Origin of the sequence: Brevibacillus migulae, assembly GCF_004521915.1 — a bacterium.
GTDB classification, from domain to species: Bacteria; Bacillota; Bacilli; order Brevibacillales; family Brevibacillaceae; genus Brevibacillus_F; species Brevibacillus_F migulae.
Window position 1 is genome coordinate 1 of the sequence record NZ_SDKD01000002.1, and the last position, 26,685, is coordinate 26,685.

The window sequence follows — 26,685 nt, forward strand, 5'->3', positions numbered from 1 at the left end:
AAGAGGCCGAAGGGGACGGTTTGCTAAACCGTTAGTATGCGTAAGCGTAGCGAGGGTTCGAATCCCTCACTCTCCGCCACTAAATCTATGGCGGCGTAGCTCAGCTGGCTAGAGCGTTCGGTTCATACCCGAAAGGTCGGGGGTTCGAGCCCCTCCACCGCTACCATAGGGGCATAGTTTAACGGTAGAACGAAGGTCTCCAAAACCTTTGGTGTGGGTTCGATTCCTACTGCCCCTGCCAACCTTACAATTGAATCATGGCGGTCGTGGCGAAGTGGTTAACGCATCGGATTGTGGCTCCGACACTCGTGGGTTCGATTCCCATCGATCGCCCCATTCTGGGAGTATAGCCAAGTGGTAAGGCACGAGTCTGCAAAACTCTTATGCCCCGGTTCAAATCCGGGTACTCCCTCCAAACGCGTCCCAGTAGCTCAGCTGGATAGAGCAACAGCCTTCTAAGCTGTGGGCCGGGAGTTCGAATCTCTCCTGGGACGCCATTTTTTTCATACACAAACAAAAGTAATGAGCCTATAGCTCAGAGGATAGAGCACTGGTCTCCGGAACCAGGTGCCCAGGTTCGAGTCCTGGTAGGCTCGCCATTATAGGTTCATGCATTGCGGTCGTGGTGGAATTGGCAGACACACCATCTTGAGGGGGTGGCGGGGCGACCCGTGCGAGTTCGAGTCTCGCCGACCGCACCATACATATATACTAGACTTGGCCCGTTGGTGAAGCGGTTTAACACAGCAGCCTTTCACGCTGTCATACAGGGGTTCGAATCCCCTACGGGTCACCATTTTCTGATTCTTTGTACGGTTACATCGAAGCCTTTATCGCAAAAGGCTTTTTTTTCTGCAAAGNTCTGATTCTTTGTACGGTTACATCGAAGCCTTTATCGCAAAAGGCTTTTTTTTCTGCAAAGTTATTGGTCTTTGGAATAGAATGGCTGCAACGTGGGAAAGGTGATAGCAGCATTACTTATCGTGATAAATCAACAAAAACGTTCCTTTCGTTGATTAGATCGCGGAAAATCATGGATTTTGCCACTTTTGTCCGATTGCAGTGTACTATCGTTTCATGTAAACTCAATTGAGAGTTCGGGAGAGAAAGAGAAAAAAAGAACTATCACTGCCTTTCCATAAGGAGAATATATGGTAAGGTCGAGGAGAAGAAAAAATGAGCGCATTAAAAGAATTAATTGAGGGGCTTTTCATCGGATTTAGCACGACAGTGGGAGTCATCAGCACGTATCAAACACTCGTTTCCTGTGCAGGGTTGTTTCGCAAAAATGAAGCAATTACAACGGAACCGAAGAAGACTTTCGCGGTCTTGATTGCAGCACACAATGAAAGTGCCGTAATCGGACCGTTGATTGAGAACCTGAAAAAATTGGATTATCCACGAGAAATGTACGATATCTTTGTTATTTGCGATAACTGTACTGACAATACTGCTGAAATCGTCCGGCAGCATGGGGTATACGCATGTGAGCGATTCGATACGTCGAAGCGTGGAAAAGGGTACGGTATCGAGTGGATGCTGGAAAACCTGTGGGCAATGCCTCGTCAATATGATGCGGTCGTCATGTTTGACGCAGATAATCTGGTGGAGAAAAACTTCCTGATGGCGATGAACGATCGTCTTTGCAAAGGTGCTCGCGTCATTCAAGCCTACTTGGATTCCAAAAATCCATTTGATTCATGGATTACCCTATCCTATGCGGTTACTTACTGGTTTACCAATCGGATGTGGCAATTGGCACGTCATAATTTAGGCCTCCCGAATACGCTCGGCGGAACAGGTCTCTGCATCGAAAGCGACCTGTTGAAAGAGATGGGCTGGGGAGCAACCAGTCTGACGGAAGACCTGGAGTTTGCTACACGCTGTATCGAGCGTGGCATTTACCCGACGTGGTGCCATGATACGAAGGTATACGATGAAAAACCGATTGATCTGAAATCTTCCATGCGTCAACGTTTGCGCTGGATGCAGGGTCACTATGATGTAGCTGGCCGTTACATCGGAAGCGTTGTGAAAAACGGCGTGAAGCAGCGCCGGATTGGTATGTTTGACTCAGCGTTTTATCTGTTCCAGCCAATGTATGTGTTGATCGTATCCCTGATGTCGCTCCTGTTTATCGGTCGATTCTTCGAGTGGGGGACGTTCAATACAGTGTCGTACCTCCCGGATTGGGCGGTCTACGGGTCTACGGCGCTGTTTTACCTTTTGCCTGTATTGGCTTTGTTCCTGGAAAAAGTGCCGCTACGTGGGTACCTAGGTTTACTGCTACTCCCGATTTTCTTCCTGACGTGGCTGCCGATCTTCATTTACGCCTTCTTCACGAAGAACAATCAAGAGTGGAGTCATACCGTCCATACGCGATCGATCCGGATCGAAGAAATGCAATAACGAAAAGAAAGAGAAACCACAGAGGAGCCCCCTGTGGTTTTTCTTTTTGTCACGTGGCTTAGGCCATGGTTTGATTGGCTTGACCAATGACACGTGCCGCCTCTTGCAAGTCTTGCTGAACTAACTGTTGGGGAGGAACCTGTGGCGAATAGTAGCCCTGTTGGATCGCAAACTGGGCAACACTATTCTGGAAGTTGATCGCATCACGCAATTGACTTTCCAACGCCGCACGAAGCTGTGGATTTTGCGATTCGTTGATGGCACGGCTATAGGCCATTACGCCTGCCTTTGCACTATTCAGCATATCCAACGCAATCGCTTTTTCGGTTAAGGTTTTTACAGGAGTGGCTGTCGTCATAAAAGGGAATACCTCCTTCAGGTTAGTGTAATCAGAGGGATACGATTAGCTGAAAACCTGCTGCAGCTGCTGGATATGCTGCTGGGCAGTACGAATATCCTGCTGGATCAATGTTTTCAGCTGCGTATTCGTAACCTGCTGGAGATAAGTCTGTGCCTTTTCAACGCAGACCGCTTTAAACCCAACCAACTCATGAACTTCCAGACATTCGTGCGGAGCAAAAGTTTGGTTTGGCATGATGAATCCCCCTTTATGGTTCGTTCAGGTGCCATTGGCGGGCACAGTGATTAATATGATACAGAGCACACCGCCCTATACGATACAGGATTTGCTTTTCGTGCCCGTTGAAAAAATTGTTATAATGGAACAATAGCGGCTAGTGTAGCGAAAGGAGCTTTAGGGTGAACCCAATTGCAGGACAGCTTGATTTGCAGCAGCCACCGTGCTGGGGAGACAAGCGTTATCATACATGGAATTATCATCTTCGTCAGATGTTTCACGACAAGGTATTCAAAGTGCCGTTGGATGGCGGGTTTACTTGCCCGAATCGTGACGGGAGCGCGGCGATAGGCGGATGCACCTTTTGCAGCGCCAGGGGGTCAGGCGATTTTGCAGGTGATCGGCGGATGGATCTGCAGCGCCAATTTCATGACGTGAAAAACCGGATGCATGAAAAATGGCCGCAAGCCAAGTACATTGGATTCTTTCAGGCTTTTACGAATACGTATGCGCCTGTCGCTGAATTGCGGGACATGTATGAGGTGATTCTGGAGCAGGAGGGGGTCGTCGGCTTGTCCATTGCGACCCGGCCGGACTGCTTGCCGGATGATGTTGTCGAGTATTTGGCGGAATTGAATGAGCGTACCTACTTATGGGTGGAGCTGGGGCTGCAAACGATTCATGAAAAAACAGCGCAGCTGATCAATCGGGCTCATGACTACGAATGCTACCTGGAGGGCGTGGAGAAGCTGAGAAAGCATCGTATTCGGGTCTGCTCGCATATCATCTATGGTCTTCCGGGAGAGACGCACGAAGAGATGCTGGCAACCGGCAAAGCTGTAGCCGGCCTTGATGTGCAGGGGATCAAAATCCATCTGCTCCATCTCTTGCGCAAAACGCCCATGATGAAACAATACGAACAGGGGCTTTTGCAGTTTTTGACTCAGGAAGAGTATACGAAGCTGGTAGTGGATACGTTGGAAATGCTGCCGCCGGAAATGATTGTCCATCGCATCACAGGAGATGGTCCGGCAGATTTGTTGGTAGGACCCATGTGGAGCCGCAGGAAGTGGGAAGTTCTCAACGGGATCAATGCAGAGCTTGCCCGCCGAAATACATGGCAGGGGAAGCTGTGGACGCCGCAAAAATGAAATGACACGTGACAAAAAGCCTTCACTCAGCGGAAGGCTTTTTGTCATCGGCGGACATTTCTCATTTTACGAGCTCGAAACGGATAGTTGGTGATCACGCCATCGATTTTCCATGTGAACAATTGGCGAAGCCGTTTTTCGCTGTTTACCGTCCAGGCAATGATCGGTACGCGATGCAGATGCGCTTGTTTGACCAGTGAAGGGGTAATGACTTCTTTGGGAGCATGCAGTTCCTGTGCTTGGTAGCGCGCTGCGATTTCCCACGGCTTTTGCAATGCGCCTATGTAGAGCAAGGCAGTTTTTTGCTGTGGGTCAATTTGCTTGATTGTGAGCAAGCTGTCAAAATTGAAGGAAGAGATTGTCGTCCGATTGCTCAGCGCATATTGCTGCAAGGTAGCGATTACCTTTTCCTCCAAGCCTGGCTGGGGAATAAAAAAATTTTTCAACTCAATGATGAGACGCAAGGAAGTAGGAGCAAGCAGAGCGCAAACGTCTTCCAAACGGGGGATACGCGATTGCTCATATTGCGGATCGAACCATGCACCCGCGCTAAGCTGCTGCAGCTCTGCGAAGGTAAACTGCTGTACGATACCAATGCCATCCGTCGTCCGATTGAGCATATGGTCATGGATCACCACCAGCTCTCGATCCTTGGAAAACTGAACATCGAGCTCGACTCCATCAGCTTTCTGTCTGATCGCCGCACGAAATGCCTCAAGTGTGTTCTCCGGGAAGCGGCCAGAGGCACCTCTGTGTGCGTAGACGAGAGGCTTCATGGATGTTTCCTCCTTTGGCTCTTCAAATCTCCACCTATCCCTACATCCTTATGCAATGAATAGAAAAGAAAAGCACCCCGATTCACGCGTCGGGGGAAAAACCGTGATTAGTCCTGGATAACCAGAAACAGAATCACCAATAAGACAAACAACACCAACAAGATCATATGGTCTTCGTGAAATAGTCTGCTTGATGAATCCATCAACGTACACTCCTCTCGCCCATCTTCTTTATCTGTATGCACAAAAGAGCCCAATGGGTGCGAAGAGAAATGGAAAGGAAACATTGTACATTTTGAACGATGACGCTATGAGCCCCCGTGCTACAATGTCTGTAAGTAGGTTCGGCAAAAGGAGGGACAGATCATGAGTATCGAGCAGCAGATCAGCAGTGGAGGTATCGTCATGGATCCCCATAACGAACGAATCCGTGTGCTTTCCTACGAGGCTGAGCAAATCGCTGAGCTGCACGAAGCGCTCGCGGGCATCGCGCAAGAGAACGGATTCGATAAAATCATCATTTACGCCAAAAAAGCCGATTGCCCCGATTTTTTGCAGCGGGGATACCAGCAGGAGGGAAAAATAGACGGTTTTTTTCAAGGCGAAAATGCCTACATGCTGAGCCTGTTCCTGAGCGAAGAGCGCCGTCTCTCTCGGGCTCCTGAGTTGGCAGAAGCCAATCTGCGAGTCAGCCTGCAAAAAGCGGGCGAAGCGAGTAAGAAGGCACTCCCGGACGAATACCGCATGCGGGCGGCGACTCCAGAGGATGCGGAGCAGCTGGCTCGCTTATATCATCAGGTTTTTTCAGCATACCCCACGCCCATGGATGACCCCGCTTATGTCAAAAAGACGATGGCAGAAGGGACGTACTATGTCGTTGCGGAAAAAGGCGGAGAAATCGCTTGTGCTGCTTCGGCTGAAATTGCGAAAGCCTTTGGTTCAGCCGAGCTGACAGATTGTGCCACGCATCCGGCACATGCAGGAAAAGGACTGCTGCAGCCGCTTTTCCACACATTGGAAGAACATCTGGAGAAGCAAGGCATTTACTATTTGTACACGTTGACGCGGGCTCAATCGGCTGCCATGAATATCACGGCTGCGAAGCAAGGCTTTCAATACCGCGGACGGCTGATTAACAATTGCATCATCGCAACAGGTTTTGAAGATATGAATATATGGGTGAAGCCTCTACGTCCGGTCTGGGAGTAACTCTGGATAAAGCACGCGCTGCAAGCGAAGCGCCATCAGTGCCAGCTGCAATTGCCAGCAAGCGGCTGCATCCTCCAAGCTGCAGCCCGTTTTGGCTTCAATCTGCTGCAAGCGGTATTTCAGCGTATGGCGATGGATAAACAGCGCTTGCGAGGTCTTCAGCCCATTCATGCTCTGGGCGAAATAGACGGTTAACGTTTCCAGCAGCTGTTGGCCCGTTTTCCGGTCATAGGCAAGCAATGGCTCCAATAATGGCCGCCACAACTGCTCCAAGCGATCAGGCTCCTGATGATAAGGAAATAATAGCTGGTATCCCTGCAATTGGGCATAGGATAGGACGGAGGGGCTGTTCGTCAACAGCGGGTAGGCCTGCAAAGCGAACAGGGCTTCCTCCGCCGCGCTGGCCAAATCGGCGAGATGCTTGCGCGGCAGACTGTAGCTGATGCGCAGGGAAGGCTCGGAAGCCAGCTTATGCCACTGACGGGACAATTCCTGCAGTAATTCCAGACTCCGCTTCTCATCCGGCAAAATGACAAACAGATGGTTGGCGCGTTCCCGTTGCAAATACCGGATGCCTCTCAGGTCGGCCAGACGTTTTAGCAGGAGATTCATTTTCTGATGGATGCCCGGCAAATGATCATCTTCCACTTTTTCCGCACAAAGCGCCGCAATGAAGTGCCCGCCGCCAAGCGGATAACCGAGCATCCTGCTGCGTGTTTCAAGCTCACTGTCATTGGCAATCTGACCGCGAAGAATTTCGTCGGCCAAATCCCCCCGCAAACGCCATTCGGTCGCCGAAACGGCTCGTTCTTTTACATATTCCAGCGCACACAAAGTTGCAGCGTGCTGCATCGCAACCTCATCCAATTCCTGCCATTGAAGAACAGGTTTTGTCAGCAGCAAGGTTCCGTACGTTTCACGATGGGCACGTATAGGTACCTCTTTGGTCATGTCCTTTTGCTGTTTCATGGCATGCAGATGCTCCGTCTGCAGGCGATGCCCAAGCGAATCCTGAATTGCCGCTTGTCCACCCGTCAGCTTTTCCAGCTCTCCCAGAATGGAGGGGAGTCCCCCCTGGTCAAGCGCCGCGGTAATCAGCCGCTGATGGATGGCTTGCGAATAGGCCAGCGTTTCAAATTGCCGATTCATGATCGGGGTGAGGATCGCTTTCGTGATTGTGGAAAAATTCATTTCGACCGGAATCTGGACTAACGGAAGCTGGTATTCATCGGCCGCTTGTAAAAGTACGGCGGGAATGTCCCGCAAATAAAAGCCAGTGTGCAGGGCGACTCCGCTCAGCCGACGCTCCGCTAATGACGGAATAAAGCGATGGATTCTATCGGGATCCTGCTCCAGGCCAAAGCCCGTTGTAATCAGAAATTCGCCTTCCGTCAGGCGGGATGCATCCTCCAGCACTTCCACGATGGTTACCCAACGGATTACATTGTCCAATCCTTTTTCACCTGCGACGAGGCGAGTCTGGACCATATCAGGCAGCTGCAGCGCTTCACGGATTGTAATACCCATTTACGGACCATCCCCCATACTACGAATCGTTTATACAAAATGTATAAAAAATTTCGTCACTTTTCCATTCTTTTTTGCCAACCCGGAGAATGTCGCATTCCTCAAGCTGCGCTACAGTAAGCATAACAACCAATGAATGAGGTGGAGCGGATGAAAAGGAGTTATGTCATCAAGCCGGACTTGGCGAAGCAATATCCCTTTGTCGCTTATGGAAAGGGTGTCTATTTGTACGACCAAGCCGGAAAAGCCTATCTGGATGGCTGCTCGGGCGCGGTTACGGCAAGCATTGGCCACGGTCTCGAAGAAATTGCCGAGGCGATGTATGCACAGGCGAAGCAGGTGTCCTTCGCGTATCGCTCCCAATTTAGCAGCGATGCTGTGGAAGAGCTGGCGGAAAAGCTGGCCGGGCTGGCTCCCGGACAGGTGAACTGGAGCTTTTTTGTCAGCAGCGGGTCGGAGGCGACAGAGACTGCGCAGAAGATCGCGATTCAGTATTGGCAGGAAAAAGGCTATGCGCGCAAAAACAGGGTCATTTCACGATGGATGAGCTACCACGGGATTACGATGGGGGCGCTCTCCATGTCCGGGCATGTGCTGCGGCGTAAGCGCTTTGTACCGCTCTTGGCGGATTACCCTGCTGTGCAGACACCTTATCTGTACCGCAAACCGGCTGATTTGAGTGAAGAAGCCTACGGACGGCTGTGCGCCGATGAATTGGAGCAGGCGATCGTGCGGATCGGTGCGGAAAATGTAGCTGCCTTTATCGCAGAGCCGGTCGTAGGGGCATCGGGCGGAGCGATTGTGCCCCCGGAAGGCTATTTCAGGCGAATCCGCGAAATCTGCGACAAATACCAGGTGCTGTTTATCGCCGATGAAGTCATGACGGGGATCGGACGTACGGGACGCAACTTTGGCATGGATCACTGGGGGATCGAGCCTGACATGATGGCTTTGGGAAAAGGGATGAGTGCCGGCTATACCCCGATGGCGGCAGCGATGGCATCCGAGGACATCATCGAGACGATTGCGAAGGGCAGCGGGGCGATCATGGCGGGACACACCTACAGTGCCAACCCACAATCGGCAGCCGCCTCCCTGGCCGTACTCAAGTATATCGAAAAGCATCAGCTCGTGGCACGTGCCGCAAAAGAAGGCGAGTATTTGCTGGGAGAGCTGAAAAAAGTGGAGCAGAAGTTCTCCATCGTCGGGGAAGCTCGCGGTCTCGGCTTATTATGCGCGATTGAACTGGTGCAGGACAAAGAAACCAAGCGACCCTTTCCGCTGTCTGCAGGGGTGACCAACCGGGTATTGGAGCGGGCGTTTGCAAAAGGCTTGATTCTCTATCCGGCAGTCGGCGGTCTGGACGGGGTGGCTGGCGATGCCATTATCATCGCTCCGCCTCTGACGATTGAACGTGCAGAGCTTGATCAGCTGCTGGCCATCGTAGCAGATGTCCTGGCAGAAATCGAATCGGAATTGGCGAAAGAAGGACTGAGAGTCTGAAGAAAGGAGTAGGCATATGACAAGAACAGTCGATCCGTTCAATAAGGTTGTTACCATCGAAGAAGCAATGAGTCATTTCCATTCAGGGATGAGTATTTTGGTCGGGGGCTTCGGCGGTGTGGGCAATCCGCCTACGCTGATCCAAGCGATGCTGGATGAAGGAATCAGCGAGCTGACGATCATCAGCAACGATACCGCTTTTCCTCATATAGGCGTCGGAAAGCTCGTCACGGAGAAGCGAGTAAAGAAAGTGATCGCCTCGCACATTGGCTCCAATCCGCGGGCAGGGGAACAGATGACAGCAGGGGAATTGGAAGTGGAATTTTGCCCCCAAGGCATTCTGGCGGAGCGGGTACGGGCAGGAGGTGTCGGACTGGGCGGGATTCTCTCTGACATCGGTATCGGGACAATCGCGGAAAAAGGGAAGGAAAAGATCCGGATCGGTGACCGCGAGTATTTGTTGGAAACACCGCTGACTGCTGAGGTCGCCATCGTCCATGCGAAAAAGGCGGATCGGTTCGGGAATCTCGTGTATGACACGAGCGCGCGTAATTTCAATCCGCTGGTTGCAATGGCGGGTGAGGTGACGATCGTCGAGGCAGACGAGATCGTCGAGGTTGGCGAGCTGTCGCCAGAGGAGATTGTGACACCTGGCGTATTCGTAGACTTGATCGTGCAAAGCGAGGGGGTGAATTGGCGATGGGCGTGGGAGAAGTAAAACAAGCGGAAGGTTACAGGGAGCGAATCGCGCGCAGGGCCGCGCAAGAGGTGGAAAACGGCATGATCATCAACCTGGGGATCGGTATTCCGACGTTGGTGGCGGATTACATTCCTGCGGAGAAAAAAGTGTTCTTTCATGCGGAAAACGGGATTCTTGGCACGGGTCCGAGTCCGGCTCCGGGGGAGGAAAATCCGATGCTGTGCAATGCAGGCGGATTTCCGGTGACCCTGCAAACGGGAGCCTCCTTTTTTGACAGCGCCACTGCATTTGCCATCATCCGCCGAGGCTTGCTCGACATGACCATATTGGGAGCGCTAGAGGTTAGCGAGCGTGGCGACATTGCCAATTGGATCGTCCCGGGAAAACGGGTGCCGGGGATGGGGGGAGCGATGGAATTGGCGCAAAAAGCGAAAAAAGTCATGGTGCTGACCACTCATCTGGATAAGCATGGTCGCTCCAAAATCGTGCAAAGCTGCAATCTGCCATTAACCGCAACGGAGGCAGCTGATCTGGTCATCACCGACATGGCCGTCATGGAAGTGAAGGAGGATGGCCTGTATCTGCGTGAGGTAATGGCACCATACACCGTAGCAGAGGTCATTGGGGCGACGGAAGCACAGTTGAAAATCGAAGGCGATGTAAAGACATTTACCTGAAAGGGGGAGTTCTCTTGACAGAGCAACTGATTCATCCTTGGCAAGAGCGGATTCGTGCGCAGATCGCTCAGGAGCGTGGAGCCACAGTGACCCTGCTGCAGGAGTGGGTGCGAGAACGAAGCGTACAAGGCGAGGAGCGATCCATCCAGGAAAAAATCGCAGCGCACCTGACTGCGATGGGACTGGAGGTGGATATGTGGGTCATGGGAGGAGAAGAACTGCTGAACCATCCCTACTTTGTCTCTCCTCGTGATGATTTTGCCCAGAGTCCCAATGTTGTCGGCATATGGAAAGGGACTGGCGGCGGGCGTTCGATGATTTTGAATGGGCATGTGGACGTGGTCCCTGCGGGGGATGAGAAACAGTGGGAGGCTTCCCCCTTTAGCGGAGCCGTAATCGACGGCAAGCTGTATGGCCGCGGTGCCACGGACATGAAAGGCGGTAACATGGCCGCCATGTTGGCGATCGAAACCTTGCAAGCATTAGGGGTGAGGTTAAAAGGCGATGTGATCTTTCAAAGCGTGGTCGAAGAAGAAAGCGGAGGAGCAGGCACTTTATCGACGATCCTGCGCGGCTACCGAGCCGATGCCGCAATAGTCCCAGAGCCCACCAATCTGAAAATATTCCCCAAGCAGCAAGGCTCTATGTGGTTTCGCCTGCGGGTAAAAGGGCGCTCGGCCCATGGCGGCACTCGCTATGAAGGCGTCAGCGCCATCGAGAAGAGCATGATCGTCGTGAAGGCCATTGGCGAACTGGAGAAAAGGCGCAACGAGCGCATCACCGATCCTTTGTATGAAAAGCTGCCGATCCCGATCCCGATCAATATCGGCGTGATCGAGGGCGGTAAATGGCCATCCTCGGTTGCCGATCTCGTGACGCTAGAGGGACGTATGGGGGTAGCGCCGGGCGAAGAGATGGAGAGCGCCAAGGCAGAGATGGAAACAGCCTTGTTGCAGCTGGCCGAGCAGGATCCTTGGTTTGCCGAGCAACCTGTCGAGCTGGAATGGTACGGAGCGAGATGGGTGCCAGGCGAGGTAAGCGAGGAGCATCCGTTGATGGAATTGTTGACAGACGCGTATCGTACGGTATGTGGTACGGACCCGATCATTGAAGCCTCTCCTTGGGGAACCGATGGCGGACTGTTAACCAAGCTGGCAGACACTCCAGCGATCGTGTTCGGACCGGGTGTGACGCAGGTAGCTCATTATCCGAACGAATATATCGAGCTGGAAGCGATTTTCCAATGCGCGGAAATACTCGCACTCACTTTGATCGAATGGTGTGGATTATCAGAAGAGGGGGAACAGTAAATGAGCCAATTGCAAACCAAATTCATCCAGATACATACGGAGCTGCCGGGACCGATTGCAAAAGAGCTATTAGCGAAAAAAGAGACCAACGTTCCACGCGGACCTTTTAACACGTCGCCTACGTTTGTCGCCAAGGCGGAAGGGGCCATCCTCACTGATGTGGACGGCAACACGTTCATCGATTTTGCCGGAGCGATCGGCACGATGAACGCCGGACACCGTCCCGAAGCGGTAGTCGCAGCCTTGAAAGAGCAGCTTGATCAATACATTCATACTTGCTTCAACGTCATGATGTATGAACCCTACGTAAAATTGGCGGAAAAGCTGAACGAGATCACCCCGGGAACACATGCGAAGAAGACCTTTTTCCTCAACAGCGGGGCGGAAGCGGTGGAAAATGCCATCAAGATCGCGCGAAAATATACGGGGCGAAAAGCGATCATTTCCTTTGAACGCGGCTATCATGGACGGACGCTGCTGGCCATGAGCTTGACGAGCAAGGTGAAGCCGTACAAATATCAATTCGGTCCTTTTGCGCCTGAGATCTACAAGATGAACTACCCGTATTATTATCGGGCTCCGTATGCCATGACACCGGGAGAAACCGATGCGGAAGCTTTGCGCCGCTTCGAAGACTTTTTCCTGGGCGAGGTTGCCCCCGAGGAGGTAGCTGCCATTATCATGGAGCCTGTTCAAGGCGAAGGAGGCTTTGTCGCTCCTTCCAAGCAGTTTGTGCAAGGAGTGAAAGCCATCTGCGAAAAGCACGGCATTCTGCTGATTGCAGACGAGGTGCAAACCGGCTTTGGACGCACCGGAAAGATGTTTGCCATGGAGCATTTTGATGTTGTTCCCGATCTGGTGGTCATGTCCAAATCCATTGCAGCGGGATTACCCATCAGCGCCGTGACAGGGCGTGCGGAAATCATGGATGCGCCTGCTCCGGGAGAAATCGGCGGCACCTACAGCGGCAGCCCGCTTGGCTGTGTGGCTGCACTGGCCGTGATCGACATGATGGAGCAGGATCGTTTGTGCGAACGGGCGCAAATCATCGGAGAAAAAATCCTCTCGCGGTTTCAAAGCTTCCGCGACCGCTTTCATCAAGTTGGCGATGCCCGGGGCTTGGGCGCTATGTGCGCAATCGAGATCGTAAAAGATAAGGCGGGCAAGGAGCCAGACAAAGAGCTGACGGGCAAGATCGTGCAGGCGTGCAATCACCGGGGACTGGTTGTCCTATCCGCAGGGCTATACAGCAACGTGATCCGCGTCCTTTCTCCGCTGGTGATCACCGACGAACAGTTGGAAGAAGGATTACTGGTGATGGAAAGCGTATTGGAAGAGTTGTGCACCCCCAATTCGTAACAGAGAGGGAGAGGGTTATGAAAAAAAAGTTTTATCTGGCCGGTGAGTGGGTGGAAGGCAGTCGATACACACAGTTGAGCTCCCCTTACAGCGGTGAAGTGATTGCAGAGGTGCCGCTTGCGGATCAGGAAGTGGTGGAACGAGCGATCGCAGCCGCTCAGGATGCATTTCTAGTCATGCGAAAAATGCCCGCTTATCAAAGGGCAGCCATATTGGAGAAAATCGCCCGTTTGTTTGATGAACGTCTGGAGGAAGCCGCACGCATCATCGCGTTGGAGGCAGGCAAGCCGATCAAGACAGCGCGCGGCGAAGTGATTCGCACGATCCAGACTTACAAATTTGCGGCAGAAGAAGCCAAGCGTATTCATGGTGAAACGATTCCGCTGGACGCTGCCATTGGCGGCGAAGGCAGGCTTGCTTATACAGTACGGGAACCGCTCGGTGTGATCGGGGCGATTACTCCGTTCAATTTTCCGATGAATCTGGTGGCCCATAAAGTGGGACCGGCGATTGCAGCCGGGAACGCCATCGTGCTGAAGCCTGCTTCACAAACGCCGTTGTCTTCCCTGTTTTTAGCCGAAATCGCGGCGGAAGCGGGATTGCCGGCCGGGGCACTGAACGTGATCACCGGAAGCGGCAGCACCATTGGAGATCAATTGGTTACAGATCCTCGCATCAAAGCGATCACGTTTACAGGCAGCCCAGCAGTCGGCATAGGGATCCGCAACCGGGCCGGCCTGAAGCGCGTGACGCTTGAACTGGGTTCCAATTCCGCGGTGATCGTGGACCGGGATGTGAATCTGGAGGAAGTGATCCCGCGCTGTATTTTCGGAGCGTTTGCCTATTCGGGGCAGGTGTGCATCTCGGTACAGCGTATTTACGTACATCAGGACAGCTACCCGGCATTTTTGGAAAGCTTTATCCGGGAAACGAAAAAACTGCGCGGCGGTGACCCATTGCAGGAAGATAGCGATTATTCGGCAATGATCACACCACAGGAAACAGAGCGCGCATTGAGCTGGATAGAAGAAGCTAAAGAACGCGGCGCCCGTGTCGAATGCGGTGGGGAAGTCGTTGGCCGCATGCTGCAGCCGACCGTGCTTACCGGAGTTCCGGTGGATGCCAAGGTTTCCTGCCAGGAGGTATTCGGCCCCGTTGTCCTGATCAATCCAGTCGAATCGATTGAAGAAGCGATTGGCCTTGTAAATGATTCGCGCTTCGGTTTGCAAGCAGGGATTTATACAAACAATCTGGCAACCGCATTGCAAGCTGCAGACGACCTACACGTAGGCGGTGTTATGGTCAACGATGTTCCTACCTTCCGTGTCGATCATATGCCCTATGGCGGCGTAAAGGAAAGCGGAATGGGCAGGGAAGGCATCAAGTATGCGATTGAAGAAATGACCGAGTTAAAGCTGGTAGCCATCAAACGTTAAGGGGCAATGAAGCGGGGCCTGAAAAGCAACCAGGCCCCATGCCCTTCATAAATTTCTCGCGTAAAACGCTTGCAAACGGCAAAAGGATTATGCTATATTACTACTTGTCGAAAATATACGGAGGGATACCGAAGTGGTCATAACGGGGCGGTCTTGAAAACCGTTAGGGTGCAAGCCCACGGGGGTTCGAATCCCTCTCCCTCCGCCATATATATCTTGAAATCAAAACCGTTGGGAGGCCCAACGGTTTTTTTGTGCAAATTTGGCCCCGCCAAAGGCTTGGCGAAGCCAAATTTGCTTATTTCCCGGATGCTGCGATTATAAAATCGTGGTCTGAGTCTTTTGGATATCAGGAGCATCTCCTTCTTTGGTTTTCTTTTCTCGCAAAAAGGGGAGTAAGGAAAGCAATCCGAGTATAGCTAGCAACGCGCCGACCCACAACGGCGATTGTAGGCCTAACCCGGTATCAATCGCAAATCCACCCATAGCAGAGCCGACGACGACACCGAGACTTATGACGGAGCCATGGACGGTGGTAACAAGAGATCCGGTATTTGCTATACGCGTCACTCTCGTTGTCATGGCAGGATTCATTGGCACACCCACTAAACCGACGAGTATGACCCCGATCATAGAAACCAACTTGTTGTGGGGAAAGAGGCCAAACAAGGTCAAAGAAACAAACAAGAGGATAAGCCCTATCGTCATGATTGGCATGCTATACTGATCCGCGAGCCTCCCCGTGATGATATTCCCAATCACTGTAGCCACACCGTAAATGGCCAAGAGGAGGGGAACCATTGATGAGTGGAATCCAGTCAATTCGGTCAATATCGGTGAAAAGTAGCTGAAAGCTGCAAATGTAGCGCCAATGATCAGCATGCTTGTCGCGTATGCAGCCCATAGCTCACTATTGCGGAAGGACGACAATTCATCCCGTATGCGGACTGACTCCGGCTGATGCGCCGAAGGAATGACAAAGTGCCCCAAGACCCCGGAACCGAGAACCAGGACAACGACTGCCCAGAAGCTCGCTCTCCATCCGAAATACTGGTCGAACACCATCGCCGCGGGTAGACCGATTGCAGTAGCGACCATCAAACCGCCGAGGACTACGGAAGCTGCCCGCCCCAGAGACTCAGCGCTGACAAGGGTAAAACAAATTGCAAGCGATACGCCAAAGCAAGCAGCCGAGGAAATGCCGGTGATCAGCCGCGCCACCATCATCCATTCGTAGCTGGAGGCAAGAGCGCCAATTGTCTGGCCAACCAGAAAGATGAAGGCAAGGGTAAGAAACGCTTGTTTGCGCGGGACCTTCAATAAGCAGATCGTCAGCAGTGGACCACCGACAATCATTCCAGCAGCGTATGCAGATATGAGGTATCCAATGGCTGCGATGGACACGTTAAACTCTTTTGATAGGGAAGTCATCATCCCGGCCACCATAAACTCTGAGGTGGTCATGGAAAAAATCATAAGCCCTAATACATAAACAGCTATAGGCAATGTTAATCTCTCCTCATCCATTCAGTTATATTTTGTAATGATCAGTACAAAAAAGGGCGCAAATTGCCCGCGAGCAATCTGCAGGCATCCAGCCTCGAAAAATGGTCGTGAACGCTACATTACAATGCGGCTAACGTACCTTCCACAACATCTTCCAATACTTTACGGTCCTCAACGACCTTGCCAAGGACGCGCAGGCCGTAATAGCTGCTCAAAAAAGAGCGGGCGAGCACAATTGCGGGGCGTTTGGATGAAATTTCACCTGAGCGTTGACCTGAAGCGATCAGCTGGCTCAGCGCTTTTTCGAGGCGTCCGATATGACCGCTAACCAAGCTTGCAACTACCGGGTCTTTTCCACCACGCTCGATGGCAGCATTTATAGCCAGACAGCCGCGCCGTTCCTCCCCATTGAAATCTTGATCAATGGCCCACTCCATCAGTGAGCGCAATCTGTCTTTGACAGGTCCGGGCTGTTCCAAAATGTCAACCTGTCCTTCGATCCCGAGTTCCTGGTAACGTTTTAACGCTTTCTCGTAGAGTGCGTGTTTGCTGCCAAAAGCATTGTACAGACTTCCCTTGCCAAGCCCCGTATGTTCGCATAGTTTCTCGGCGGAACTTCCCTCGTAGCCATGTTCCCAGAATACCTCCATGGCAGCGTCGATCACGGTTGTATCTTTAAATTCACGAGGTCTGGCACTCATGTACGTTTCACCCCTTCACAAAACGAATTATTTCACCTTATTATTGGGAACTAACACCATTATAGAAATTTTGTAACGATCGGTCAAATATTAAATTCTCCTCGACTTTCCAGTGTATCCAGTTATCGAACTTGAATCTGCCTACAATATATAGTAGATTAGGAACTGTTGTTAGTTTTTGAAAAGGAGAGATGAGAACACATGTGGAAAAAAATGACCGCACTGGTCTTGACACTCGCTTTGATGCCTGCAGCCGCTTTTGCAGCACCAGCTCAGAAAGCCGAGATTAAAGTAGCGTACAATCAAAAAGCGATTCAATTCCCAGACCAAAAACCTGTGATTTTAAATAGCCGTACTCTGGTGCCGATCCGTCCAATTGCGGAAAGCTTGGGATTCACAGTCGGTTGGAATGAAAAAACTCGCACCGTGACCATCAATAAAGGCACCAGCAATGTGAGCCTGGTGGTGAGCCAAAAAATTGCAAAACGCAACGGCGAGACCATCACATTGGATGTACCTGCGCAAATCCTGAACCAACGTACTGTCGTTCCTGTTCGTTTTATCGCGGAAGCGTTGAACTATAAAGTGGATTGGGAACAAGCGTCGCAAACCGTAAAAATTTCGGACAACCCAGTCGCACAGACTCCAGCGACTCAGCAGCCACAAGAACAAACAAACACACAGCCTGCTGCTGAACCAGTAAACAAAGCGGCTTTGATCGATGAAGATTCGATCATGGCGACTTCTTTCAATATTGTTGGTGTGGTCGGTGCTTACCACATTGAAGGTACTGTTTCCGATGAAACCGACAAAGTGACGGTTGAATTCGATGGAAAAACGTATGAAGTTAACCTGAATGATGATGGTGAGTTTGAATTGGATCTGAATGGAGACCCGGACATCGAAGATTTCACCATCAAAGCGGTAGCGGATGGTGCGGAGGATGTATTCTCGGGCACTTTCGAAGTTCGTGACTAATTCCCAGAAAACCAAACATTAACTCGTGTAAATTCACCTCCGGAAGCCAAGCTATTGGTAGAAGGAGGTGTTTTCATGAAAACATCCATTACCGGACTGGTTGCGCTAGCCATAACCGTAACGCTGACAGGGTGCTCCTCAACGCCTGACAAAGAACGAGTGTCGGAACAGCCGGAAAGAGGAGGAAAAGTAACCCAGTACTACGACTCTTTGGGCACGAAGGTATTTGGGAATCGGTATCGAGACATGGGACCGGCACAGATGTATTTGCAGGTAAATCGAGAGCGGAAAGAGCCGCAGCTGATCAAAACCATGGAGCGACGCGTAGAGGAAATGCGCGGCGTTGCAGACGTAAAGGTCATCTCCTACATGGACAGCCTGGTATTTGCTGTTCTGCCGAGCAACGCTCCGAAGCGGGATCTCATGAACACACGCGTCGATACCGAATCTACGCCTATCGAGCCAAACGATGCGGTGAAAAACAGCCCGGATGGGTTGCACAACCAGGTGGTGAATGAGATCCGCCAATACTTGCAAGCCCAGTCTGGCTACAATATTCTCTGGGTGACTACCAACCCGGCTATTTACCATCGGGTGGCGGAGGTTCATGAACGGATCAAGAACGGGGAAACGGTAAGCGATACGGATTTGAAAGCTTTGCTAAATGATATTGGTTATACAACCAAGGGCTATAATCTCACCAGTTGATCGAGAAATGTCCACCTTGGCCGGAAAACGGCAAGTGTGGGCATTATTTTTTTGCTTGACGGATGGTGTCGAGAGGATTACACTATTTTTTGTACTGACCAGTCAGTTTAAGTTGGAAAGGCGGAGATGCAGTTGGCAGCATCGAAAAAAGACCAGATTTCCAAGGGCGCATTAGTAGCGTTCTCGCGGAATGGATATAGTGAAACCACAATGGATACGATTGCCGAAACGGCCAATGTCGCTAAGGGGACTCTCTATTACCACTTTAAAACCAAAGAAGAGCTGTTTGTGTACGTCAATCAAAAGGGAGTGGAGATGCTGATCGCATCTGTTACAGAAGCGATTCTCGATCAGAGCATCAGCATAACCGAACGCATCTTTCACGTACTGGATGAGCATCTTCGCTTTTTCGCCGACAATCGGGAGCTGTGCATGCTTCTGCTAAGCATTTCCGGTGATAGTCAGCGGGATCGCCTGATCGGGACCTTGCTTACCGACTATTTCCAAATGATGGAATCATTCTTCACCGAGCTACAGCAGCAAGGTCGTTTGCAGGCAGATTTGGAAGTAAGAACGGTAGTCTCTTCCTTGTTTGGCATGGTGGGCATGACCGTCTTGCGGAAAATGTTTCGCGAAGAGCCCGTTTATACCGACGAAACAAGACATACCTTGCTCATATTGTGCGCTAGAGCGCTGGGGATAAACATTGATAAAGGAGTGGAACATCATGAATAAACGTTCGTGGGTAGGAATCGGAGGCTTTTTGATCAGCATTGCGCTTGTGGGTGGCTATTTGCTGATGCCGGGTACCAACAGCGCCGCGCTGGTTGCAGAACAGCGAGCGGGAGTTGTCGAAGGTACCGAGGTTGATCTCGCCTTTAAAACAGGCGGTTCGATCGCAGAGATCCTCGTCAAAGAAGGGGATACGGTCAAGGCCGGACAACTGATCGCCACCTTGAATAATGAAGAACTCCTGGCAAAAAAGGAACAGGCTCTGGCTGCTTATCAATTGGCCCAAGCGAAGTGGGAGCAGGCGAAAAAAGGGGTAGGAGTGACGGATGATTCCAGCAAAGCCCAGATCGAGCAAGCACAGGCAGCGGTACAAGCTGCAAAAGCACAATACGAAGCGAACATTAACGGGGCTCGTCCTGAGGAGATTACTCAGCTGAAAGCAAAGCTGACTGCTGCCAAAACGGCAAAAGAAGTCGCCCAGCTGCAATTAACGAGGACCAATCAGCTGTTTGCGGAGGGTGCAGTGCCTAAGACAAAGGTGGAAGAAGCGCAAATGCAATTTGACAAAGCAGCAGCGGAGTACTCTGCAGCTGAAGAACAGCTCCGCATGGCCCAATCCGGCTCACGCAAGGAAGCGGTTGATGCAGCAAAAGCGCAATGGCAGCAAGCAGAAGCCGCTTACCAACAAGCCGTAGCCGGTAAAGGACAAGTGGGTCTTCGTGAGTTGGATGTGCAGCAGGCAGCAGCGGGTGTACAGCAAGCGAAAGGGGCCTTGGAGGAGATCGAAGCTTATTTGAACAACACCAAGCTTACTGCCCCGGTGGATGGTGTCATCAAATCGGTTGCCGTCCAAAAAGGCGAGCTGGTGGCGCAAGGATTTACCGTTGCGACGATTCAAGCCCAAGAGGACAATTTCGTGAAGTTCTATCTGGAAGAAGATAAGATCGGCGCGGTCAAAACGGGCGATAAAGCGACACTTTACGTTCCAGCATTGAAAAAGGACGTAGAGGGAACCGTATCGTTGGTTGCGCCAGCTGCAGACTTTGCCGTGAAAAAAGCAACGCAAGAGCTGGGTGATCGTGATCTTCGTGCGTTCCAGGTGAAGATCAGCTTGAATGATAAGGATATCCGACCAGGTTATACGGTGGAATGGAATCTTGAAGGAGCGGGTAGCCGTGAATAAGACCGCACAGCTTTTTGGGCAGGAGTGGCGCTCGATTTTTCAGAACCGGACTCTCGTCTCCATCATGCTGTTGGTACCTTTTCTGTACTTTTCCTTATTTGGCTTCCTGTATGAGGAAAAGAAAATTACGGATGTTCCAACTGTGGTGGTAGATAGCGATCAGACCGAGCTCAGCCGGGAACTGATACGCGCATTTGATATTGACCAGTCGTTCGCTGTACAAACGATTGTCGGCTCCGAAACCGAAGCGATGCAGCTGATCGATCAAGGTCAAGCGCAGGTAGCCGTTCTCGTACCGGACGGGTTAACGAAAAAGGTGAAGGCGGGGCAGCAGGCAGAAGTGTTGACCGTGATTGACGGCAGCAACATGATGATCTCCAATACCGTCGTGCGCGCAGCCAGTACGATTGTGAAGACGGTATCGGCCGGCGTGACCCTGAAAAAGTTGGAGGCAAAAGGCGCGTGGGGAGAAACCGGAGAAAGCATGTTTACGGGCATCGACTATCGTTACCGCGTCCTGTACAACCCTACTTTTAGCTACTTGTCGTTCATGGTATTCGGACTGGGTGGTACTGTTTTGCAGCAAACGCTCTTTTTAGGCATCGCGTTGGCGATCACCCGCGAAAAGGAGCAGGGAACCTGGAAGCAGACCGTGTCCCAGCATTCTTTCCTGCAGCTTTTGGCAGGAAAAGCAGGACCGTATTTGCTGATCTCCACCTTTACACTGGTAGGCACCTACGCGATTTTACTGAAAGGCTTTGGCGTTCCCTACTACGGCAATCTGCTGCATTTTCTCATGATCGGGACGGCCTTTAACATTGCCGTGCTGGCGATTGGCTTTGCCATTTCCTGCTACGCGAAGAGTCAGCTTCAGGCGACGCAAACCGCTATGATGATCGCCGTGCCGTCCTTTATGCTCTCGGGCTTTACATGGCCGTTGACCGCGATGCCAGCAGGAGTTGCCGCGATCGGAAAGTCTCTGCCGTTAACCTATTTCCTGCATGGCACTCGGGAGATTTTGTCGAAAGGACACGGATTGTCTTACTTGACACATGACTTTACGGTGCTACTCTTGATGACCTTGGTTGGGCTGTTTATCGCGTACGTCACTTATCTGCGGGCAACCGCGAAAAACAGCATTATTACCGCCGAACAATCGGGAATCGTGTAAAAAGAAATTCCTTGAGTCTCTCCGCGGGTTTTCATAAAATGGGAGAAAGCATACGACCATTTATGCCGAGGAGGTTCATATGTCCGAGACACACTTGAAGCAGTTGTGTGAAACTACTTACAACAAGCTGAAAAAAGTGAGTATGGAAGTGGAGCGCTTTCTGAATCAGGTAACCTTAGCACAGTTAGTCGAACAGTCTGGTGATCCCGAAGAGTATGCTGACTATTATCGTTCTTTTCTTTCCGATTTGCGCCATCTGCTCGTCTATTCGGAAAATGCTTATGAAAAGCTGGGAGCCGCACTACGGCGGGCGCGCTTTGACGAGAACTTGGCGGAAGAGCTGTTGTATCAGGTCTATCATAGCTGCATTAACGGCTTCTACTACCCAAAAGGCGAAGGCTACGATGAAGACGGGCGCCGCTCCTATACGGGCGAAGATGTGATTATCTTTCGCAAGCAGGTGACGGCGGAGCTAGCCAAATTGGTTCTCGGCCTGTCGAAGGTTTTTGAACAGCTGCGTGACGAGCTGCACTATTATGAAACAGATTATCTTGCGAAAAAGAGGCATTCGCTCACAACGGCATAAGGAAATGAAGATACAAAGGGTAAGTGCAGGAAAAGGCACTTACCCTTTTTTGTAAGTAATGTACGCTCTAAAAAACGTTCGACTGCTGAAACAGCCGCGTGAGATGTTACACAGGCACTGGTGTGACAAACTGGGCGACGGTTTCCTCGACCTCACGAAGCATTTCGGACCGTTTTTGATCTGTAACCTCGCTCACCGCTGCAAAGTTTTTATGAACAACCCGGTCGCAGCCAATAAACGAGAGAACCCCATCGACAATCTGTTTCTTAATCAACGTGTCGAACCCGTCTTTTTTCATTTCTGCCTCAGATTCCCGCGTGCATGTAAAGACGATGGCCTGTTTCCCATGCATGAGACCGACCGGACCGTTTTCCTCATAGCGAAAGGCATAGCCATGGGTCAAGACGCGATCGAAATAGCCTTTTAAAATCGCAGGCTGTGACCACCACCAAATCGGATAGATCATCACCAGCAAATCCGCATCCGTCAGCAATTCCTGCTCTTCCCCGATATCGGAAGAAACGCTGCCGTTCTCCACTCTTTCCATGTCGTCAGGGGACAGCACAGGCTGGAAGTTCATTTTATACAAATCCCTGACGTTGTAGGAGATTCCAGCTTGCTCGAGGGCGGCTTTCGTGCGCACTAGCATTTCATGGGTAAAACTGTTTTCCCCTGGTTGGGCGAACAAAATGGTTGCTTTCATGGATAGAAACCTCCTGTGCGGATAGGTTACAAACCGAAGCGAAGGCGCAGCAAAAATTTATTCAGCAAACCGCCCAAGTCCTCTGGGGGTTGTTCTGTTTTGAACGGAGTCGTCGCATTTGTTTTGGCTTGTGTCAGTGCTGCGTTCACATTGATCATGCCGTATCCATAATATTTATCTTTCCCCTGTGAACCCAAATCTACCGCAGTCTTGCGCATGATTTTCATCACCGCATCAGGGGATAGGTGGGGATTCACCGAGCGGATCAACGCAGCCAGAGCGGAAACATGCGGGCATGCCATCGACGTGCCAGACAGGGCAGCGTAATCGCTGTAGATATAGGTGCTTGGGATATCCACACCAGGCGCAACCACATCGACATAGTCTCCAAAGTTGGAGAAGTCTGCGCGCTTGCGGTTGTGGTCGATTGCAGAAACCCCGAATACCTCCTTGTAGGCAGCCGGATAGCCGGGTTGATCGGTTGCGTCATTTCCAGTTGCCGCCACCAAGACGACGTTCTTCCCGTACGCATAGCGGCATGCATCCTGCAGAGCAGCCGAAGAGGTATAGTTTCCGACGCTCAGATTGATGACATCTGCACCATGGTCGGTTGCCCAGCGGATCCCTTGGGCGATGTCAAAGGCCGTACCGGAGCCGTCCGCACCGATCGCTTTGATCGGCATGAGCTTGCTGTTCCAGGTCATACCGGCGATCCCGTCGCCATTATTGGAACGAGCGGCGATGACTCCAGCGACGTGCGTGCCGTGTCCATTGTCATCCATGGGGTAATCCGTGTCTTCGATGACGTTGTAGCCTTTTGTCAATCTGCCTTGGAACTCGGGATGGTCGAGATCAATGCCGGTATCCACGACAGCCACAGTGACATTCTTGCTGCCGGTGCTTTGCTCCCAGCTGCGTTCCATATCGATCATCGGCAGGTTCCATTGGTAGCGGGTGTACAATAGGTCGTTGGGGCGACGGTTTGGCAGCAGCAGATAGTTGGGCTCCGCATAAATGGAGTCGGGATGCTCCGCAAACATTTTCATCAGCTGCTGGGTGCTCAGTGAATTCGACTTGATGATCATGGAATTGCCGTAGTCCCGCTTGATCTTGGCATCTGCTTTTTTCAGCATGGCCTCAATCTTTTCGGGCGTAGGTCGCGGCGAAAAACGCACCACCACCTCATGCTCCACAAAATGGCTGCGGTCCTTTTTATTATGGTAAATCTCCTTGATGTGCGGCTTACGCTCGATATCGCGCCGTATATCTTTGACCTGCTCAATATAGTTGATGCGGGGGACGCTCGAATCCACCGAAGTCACAGTCGGATGGGGCTCCCGCATCTCTTGCCGGTGATAACGTTGAACGGGTATCACAACGAGACCGACTAACAGGGCAGCGGTCAAGATCGCAGTAACCTTGTGCATAAACATCACCACTCCCTACATGCTGATTACGCTTATCCTGCTGCAAGGGGAAGATGTTTATGACGGTAAAAAGTTGAAAGAGAAAAACCCGGCATATGGCTATGCCGGGGGAACAAATGATAAAAACGGTTTAAAACACGGCTTTTTCGGTTTGGCTGTCAAACACATGGCACTTGGAGAGATCCATGCCGAGCGTCACATTCATTTTCGGCTTCAAGCCTTCACGGGCATCGACGCGGGCGATCATCTCGGTGTTGCCGATATTGTTGAAATACACATACAATTCCGAGCCCATGTTTTCCACGACGTCCACTTCTGCTTGGATCGTGCTCTTGAACGGATTGGCTTCGATAAATTGATTGTCGCTGTAAATGTCTTCAGGACGAATGCCAAAGGTGACATCTTTGCCGACATATTCCTGCTGACGGAGCACCTTCGCCTTATCCTCGGGGAACTGGATCTGAAAACCGGCGGTCTCGAAAAGCACCTGACCTGCTTCTTCGCGCACTTTTCCTTTGATAAAGTTCATGCCAGGCGAGCCGATAAAGCTGGCGACAAATTGATTGACAGGATGATTGTAAATCTCGGTAGGAGTCGCTACCTGTTGGATCAAGCCGTCTTTCATGACGACGATCCGGTCGCCCATCGTCATCGCTTCCGTTTGATCGTGAGTGACATAAATGAAAGTGGTTTCCAAACGCTGGTGGAGCTTGGAGATTTCGGTGCGCATCTGGACGCGCAATTTCGCATCCAGGTTAGAAAGCGGTTCATCCATCAGGAAAACTTGCGGTTCACGCACAATCGCGCGTCCAAGAGCCACACGCTGGCGCTGACCGCCTGAGAGCGCTTTCGGTTTCCGGTCAAGCAAATGGGCGATATCGAGGGTGCGAGCGGCTTCCTGAATCCGTTTGTCGATCTCCGCCTTGGAAAACTTGCGCAGCTTCAAACCAAACGCCATATTTTCGTATACGTTCATATGCGGGTAGAGGGCATAGCTCTGGAATACCATGGCGATATCGCGGTCCTTTGGCGCAACATCATTGACGCGTCGATCGCCAATATACAAATCGCCTTCCGAAATTTCCTCAAGTCCGGCAATCATCCGCAGCGTCGTGGATTTTCCACAGCCCGATGGACCGACCAAGACAATAAATTCACGATCCTCAATGTCCAGGTGAAAGTCGTTAACCGCCGTCACGTTATTTCCATAGCGTTTGAAAATATGATTCAATTGCACTCTTGCCATCTGATTTCCTCCCATTCCCATATTCTTGTTTTCCAGTCTAATCCATCTGGAAGAAAGGGAGTATGGCGATATTGTACAAAAGATTTAGGTAATTTGCCGAAAAAGCATGGCAAGACGTAAAAAGACTGCATCGGAAAACTCGCGAGGATCCAGGCCGGTCTTTTCTTTAAGCTTATCCAGCCTGTACAACAGCGTGTTGCGATGGAGGAAAAGGGCGCGTGCGGTCTCGCTGACATTCAGCTGGTTGGAAAAGAGCGCGTGCAATACCTCCTGCTGCTCGTCGGATAATGAAAGCTGCGGTCCAAGTGTGTGGTGAAGCTGCTCACGCAAGGCGGCGGGCAGGGAATAGGCCCATTTCTCCAAGGGGAACTGCCAATCGGCGGCAACCATCTCTTTTGGGCGATACAGCTGCACGCTCCGCAGAGTGTCCAGCCCACTCTTTACGGCGATGGGGAGTTGTGATGGAGCTTCAATCGGCAGGGTGATTCCTACCCGGATCATCTCCATTGTTTCGGCGACCAGAAGCTCATGCAGCGTATAACCCCAATGAAGCCACAGCCCTTTCTCTTCGCCTTGCCAGCCATCCACCTCGGGGAGGGCAGAGGCAGGGACCAGCAGCAAGAAAAAAGCGGGAGACAGAGGGAGCAGCATGGGAGCCGGAGAGGAAGGAAAAAACTGCTGCAAGAGCTGCTGCCACTGCTCCACATCGGCAGGGCGGTTGGCATGCAGACGTTCGATCAGAAAGCAAGCCCGAGGCTCCCGCCATTGCCACTTGGCTTCCAAAGAGGCAGGAATGGGCTCAAGGCGCTGGTCAAGCACGGAGGAAAGCCAGCTTGTGGCCAGCTCGGTTGCCGTTTGTTCTACAGGAAACGACGGAGCCAGCAAGAGAGAGAGCAAGGCTCTAGCTTCCTGTGACCAATCCGCGGATGTGATCGATATGTACCATATATGACCTTGATGCAGGGTATGGCGCACTACTTCACCTTTGTTTTGTTCGACTGCAGCGCGGGCTCGCTCCCACTCGGATGACGGGCAATGATCGAGCTGGATTGCAAGTCCTGTGGCTTGCTGAATGCGCTCCACAATTTTTTCCCATTGGTCCATCGCAGT

25 protein-coding genes and 9 tRNA genes are annotated in these 26,685 nt (G+C 51.6%); 24 read left to right on the top strand and 10 right to left on the bottom strand.

Annotated elements, in window-relative coordinates:
* The first annotated feature begins 89 nt into the window (after positions 1 to 89).
* The 9 genes from EIZ37_RS02025 (at position 90) to EIZ37_RS02065 (ending at position 2,409) form a co-directional block, all read left to right on the top strand.
* Positions 90 to 166 (top strand) — tRNA-Met (locus tag EIZ37_RS02025).
* A 1-nt stretch (position 167) separates the two neighbouring features.
* A tRNA-Trp gene (locus tag EIZ37_RS02030) sits at positions 168 to 241 on the top strand.
* A gap of 19 nt (positions 242 to 260) precedes the next feature.
* Positions 261 to 336 (top strand) — tRNA-His (locus EIZ37_RS02035).
* Between the two features lie 4 nt (positions 337 to 340).
* A tRNA-Cys gene (locus EIZ37_RS02040) sits at positions 341 to 415 on the top strand.
* A gap of 5 nt (positions 416 to 420) precedes the next feature.
* Positions 421 to 497, top strand: a tRNA-Arg gene (locus EIZ37_RS02045).
* Between the two features lie 27 nt (positions 498 to 524).
* Positions 525 to 599, top strand: a tRNA-Arg gene (locus tag EIZ37_RS02050).
* 17 nt (positions 600 to 616) lie between these two features.
* Positions 617 to 701, top strand: a tRNA-Leu gene (locus EIZ37_RS02055).
* An 18-nt stretch (positions 702 to 719) separates the two neighbouring features.
* Positions 720 to 796, top strand: a tRNA-Glu gene (locus EIZ37_RS02060).
* Between the two features lie 380 nt (positions 797 to 1,176).
* Positions 1,177 to 2,409, top strand: coding sequence for a glycosyltransferase family 2 protein (locus EIZ37_RS02065; RefSeq protein ID WP_134682903.1), 1,233 nt, complete (start codon positions 1,177 to 1,179; stop codon positions 2,407 to 2,409).
* Between the two features lie 58 nt (positions 2,410 to 2,467).
* On the opposite strand, the gene EIZ37_RS02070 is transcribed toward EIZ37_RS02065, so the two are convergent.
* Both EIZ37_RS02070 and EIZ37_RS02075 read right to left on the bottom strand, forming a co-directional pair.
* On the bottom strand, positions 2,468 to 2,767 hold the full coding sequence (locus EIZ37_RS02070; RefSeq protein WP_134682904.1) for a spore coat protein: 300 nt from the start codon (positions 2,765 to 2,767) through the stop codon (positions 2,468 to 2,470).
* A gap of 45 nt (positions 2,768 to 2,812) precedes the next feature.
* On the bottom strand, positions 2,813 to 3,004 hold the full coding sequence (locus EIZ37_RS02075) for a hypothetical protein (protein WP_134682905.1): 192 nt from the start codon (positions 3,002 to 3,004) through the stop codon (positions 2,813 to 2,815).
* A gap of 164 nt (positions 3,005 to 3,168) precedes the next feature.
* Between EIZ37_RS02075 and EIZ37_RS02080 the strand changes: the two genes are divergently transcribed.
* On the top strand, positions 3,169 to 4,137 hold the full coding sequence (locus tag EIZ37_RS02080) for a TIGR01212 family radical SAM protein (protein WP_235827869.1): 969 nt from the start codon (positions 3,169 to 3,171) through the stop codon (positions 4,135 to 4,137).
* 44 nt (positions 4,138 to 4,181) lie between these two features.
* On the opposite strand, the gene EIZ37_RS02085 is transcribed toward EIZ37_RS02080, so the two are convergent.
* Positions 4,182 to 4,913, bottom strand: a complete 732-nt coding sequence (locus EIZ37_RS02085; protein WP_134682906.1) for a glycerophosphodiester phosphodiesterase — start codon at positions 4,911 to 4,913, stop codon at positions 4,182 to 4,184.
* A 366-nt stretch (positions 4,914 to 5,279) separates the two neighbouring features.
* Between EIZ37_RS02085 and ablB the strand changes: the two genes are divergently transcribed.
* Positions 5,280 to 6,122: a putative beta-lysine N-acetyltransferase gene (gene ablB, locus EIZ37_RS02090; protein ID WP_134682907.1), complete on the top strand. Its 843-nt coding sequence runs from the start codon at positions 5,280 to 5,282 to the stop codon at positions 6,120 to 6,122.
* Here the strand turns inward: ablB and EIZ37_RS02095 are convergent.
* Positions 6,102 to 7,649 carry a PucR family transcriptional regulator gene (locus tag EIZ37_RS02095; protein WP_134682908.1) on the bottom strand — a complete coding sequence of 516 codons (1,548 nt, stop codon included), beginning with the start codon at positions 7,647 to 7,649 and terminating at the stop codon, positions 6,102 to 6,104. The genes ablB and EIZ37_RS02095 overlap by 21 nt on opposite strands.
* A gap of 150 nt (positions 7,650 to 7,799) precedes the next feature.
* Between EIZ37_RS02095 and EIZ37_RS02100 the strand changes: the two genes are divergently transcribed.
* From EIZ37_RS02100 to EIZ37_RS02130, 7 genes are all read left to right on the top strand, one after another.
* Positions 7,800 to 9,152, top strand: a complete 1,353-nt coding sequence (locus tag EIZ37_RS02100) for an aspartate aminotransferase family protein (RefSeq protein WP_134682909.1) — start codon at positions 7,800 to 7,802, stop codon at positions 9,150 to 9,152.
* A 16-nt stretch (positions 9,153 to 9,168) separates the two neighbouring features.
* The gene (locus tag EIZ37_RS02105; protein ID WP_134682910.1) at positions 9,169 to 9,870 is read left to right on the top strand and encodes a 3-oxoacid CoA-transferase subunit A; all 702 of its coding nucleotides are present in this window, start codon (positions 9,169 to 9,171) and stop codon (positions 9,868 to 9,870) included.
* Positions 9,852 to 10,529 carry a 3-oxoacid CoA-transferase subunit B gene (locus EIZ37_RS02110; protein ID WP_134682911.1) on the top strand — a complete coding sequence of 226 codons (678 nt, stop codon included), beginning with the start codon at positions 9,852 to 9,854 and terminating at the stop codon, positions 10,527 to 10,529. The genes EIZ37_RS02105 and EIZ37_RS02110 overlap by 19 nt, the downstream gene beginning before the upstream one ends.
* A 14-nt stretch (positions 10,530 to 10,543) precedes the next feature.
* The gene (locus EIZ37_RS02115; RefSeq protein WP_407921108.1) at positions 10,544 to 11,839 is read left to right on the top strand and encodes a peptidase; all 1,296 of its coding nucleotides are present in this window, start codon (positions 10,544 to 10,546) and stop codon (positions 11,837 to 11,839) included.
* Complete coding sequence (gene gabT, locus EIZ37_RS02120; RefSeq protein WP_134682912.1) at positions 11,840 to 13,198, top strand: 4-aminobutyrate--2-oxoglutarate transaminase; 1,359 nt, start codon at positions 11,840 to 11,842, stop codon at positions 13,196 to 13,198. It begins immediately after the preceding gene.
* 17 nt (positions 13,199 to 13,215) lie between these two features.
* A complete protein-coding gene (locus tag EIZ37_RS02125; protein ID WP_134682913.1) occupies positions 13,216 to 14,634 on the top strand; it encodes an aldehyde dehydrogenase family protein in 1,419 nt (472 codons plus the stop codon).
* A 119-nt stretch (positions 14,635 to 14,753) separates the two neighbouring features.
* Positions 14,754 to 14,842: transfer RNA gene (locus EIZ37_RS02130), tRNA-Ser, on the top strand.
* Positions 14,843 to 14,952: 110 nt separating this feature from the next.
* Here the strand turns inward: EIZ37_RS02130 and EIZ37_RS02135 are convergent.
* Positions 14,953 to 16,140 (bottom strand): MFS transporter, encoded by a 1,188-nt coding sequence (locus EIZ37_RS02135; RefSeq protein WP_134682914.1) that lies wholly within the window; start codon positions 16,138 to 16,140, stop codon positions 14,953 to 14,955.
* Between the two features lie 119 nt (positions 16,141 to 16,259).
* Entirely contained in the window at positions 16,260 to 16,841 is a 582-nt protein-coding gene (locus EIZ37_RS02140) for a TetR/AcrR family transcriptional regulator (RefSeq protein WP_134682915.1), read from the bottom strand.
* Positions 16,842 to 17,042: 201 nt separating this feature from the next.
* Between EIZ37_RS02140 and EIZ37_RS02145 the strand changes: the two genes are divergently transcribed.
* The 6 genes from EIZ37_RS02145 (at position 17,043) to EIZ37_RS02170 (ending at position 22,199) form a co-directional block, all read left to right on the top strand.
* A complete protein-coding gene (locus tag EIZ37_RS02145) occupies positions 17,043 to 17,819 on the top strand; it encodes a copper amine oxidase N-terminal domain-containing protein (protein WP_134682916.1) in 777 nt (258 codons plus the stop codon).
* A gap of 75 nt (positions 17,820 to 17,894) precedes the next feature.
* A complete protein-coding gene (locus EIZ37_RS02150; RefSeq protein ID WP_134682917.1) occupies positions 17,895 to 18,527 on the top strand; it encodes a sporulation protein in 633 nt (210 codons plus the stop codon).
* Between the two features lie 132 nt (positions 18,528 to 18,659).
* On the top strand, positions 18,660 to 19,262 hold the full coding sequence (locus EIZ37_RS02155; protein WP_205683769.1) for a TetR/AcrR family transcriptional regulator: 603 nt from the start codon (positions 18,660 to 18,662) through the stop codon (positions 19,260 to 19,262).
* Positions 19,255 to 20,442 (top strand): HlyD family secretion protein, encoded by a 1,188-nt coding sequence (locus tag EIZ37_RS02160; protein WP_134682919.1) that lies wholly within the window; start codon positions 19,255 to 19,257, stop codon positions 20,440 to 20,442. The genes EIZ37_RS02155 and EIZ37_RS02160 overlap by 8 nt, the downstream gene beginning before the upstream one ends.
* Entirely contained in the window at positions 20,435 to 21,613 is a 1,179-nt protein-coding gene (locus EIZ37_RS02165) for an ABC transporter permease (protein ID WP_134682920.1), read from the top strand. Before EIZ37_RS02160 ends, EIZ37_RS02165 begins: the two co-directional genes overlap by 8 nt.
* A gap of 79 nt (positions 21,614 to 21,692) precedes the next feature.
* The gene (locus EIZ37_RS02170; RefSeq protein ID WP_134682921.1) at positions 21,693 to 22,199 is read left to right on the top strand and encodes a DUF3907 family protein; all 507 of its coding nucleotides are present in this window, start codon (positions 21,693 to 21,695) and stop codon (positions 22,197 to 22,199) included.
* A 106-nt stretch (positions 22,200 to 22,305) separates the two neighbouring features.
* Here EIZ37_RS02170 and EIZ37_RS02175 read toward each other — a convergent pair whose 3' ends face one another.
* From EIZ37_RS02175 to EIZ37_RS02190, 4 genes are all read right to left on the bottom strand, one after another.
* The gene (locus tag EIZ37_RS02175; RefSeq protein ID WP_134682922.1) at positions 22,306 to 22,902 is read right to left on the bottom strand and encodes an NAD(P)H-dependent oxidoreductase; all 597 of its coding nucleotides are present in this window, start codon (positions 22,900 to 22,902) and stop codon (positions 22,306 to 22,308) included.
* Between the two features lie 26 nt (positions 22,903 to 22,928).
* The gene (locus EIZ37_RS02180) at positions 22,929 to 24,329 is read right to left on the bottom strand and encodes a S8 family peptidase (RefSeq protein ID WP_134682923.1); all 1,401 of its coding nucleotides are present in this window, start codon (positions 24,327 to 24,329) and stop codon (positions 22,929 to 22,931) included.
* Between the two features lie 130 nt (positions 24,330 to 24,459).
* A complete protein-coding gene (locus tag EIZ37_RS02185; protein WP_134682924.1) occupies positions 24,460 to 25,575 on the bottom strand; it encodes an ABC transporter ATP-binding protein in 1,116 nt (371 codons plus the stop codon).
* 84 nt (positions 25,576 to 25,659) lie between these two features.
* Positions 25,660 to 26,679, bottom strand: coding sequence for a PucR family transcriptional regulator (locus EIZ37_RS02190; RefSeq protein ID WP_134682925.1), 1,020 nt, complete (start codon positions 26,677 to 26,679; stop codon positions 25,660 to 25,662).
* Positions 26,680 to 26,685: the final 6 nt, after the last annotated feature.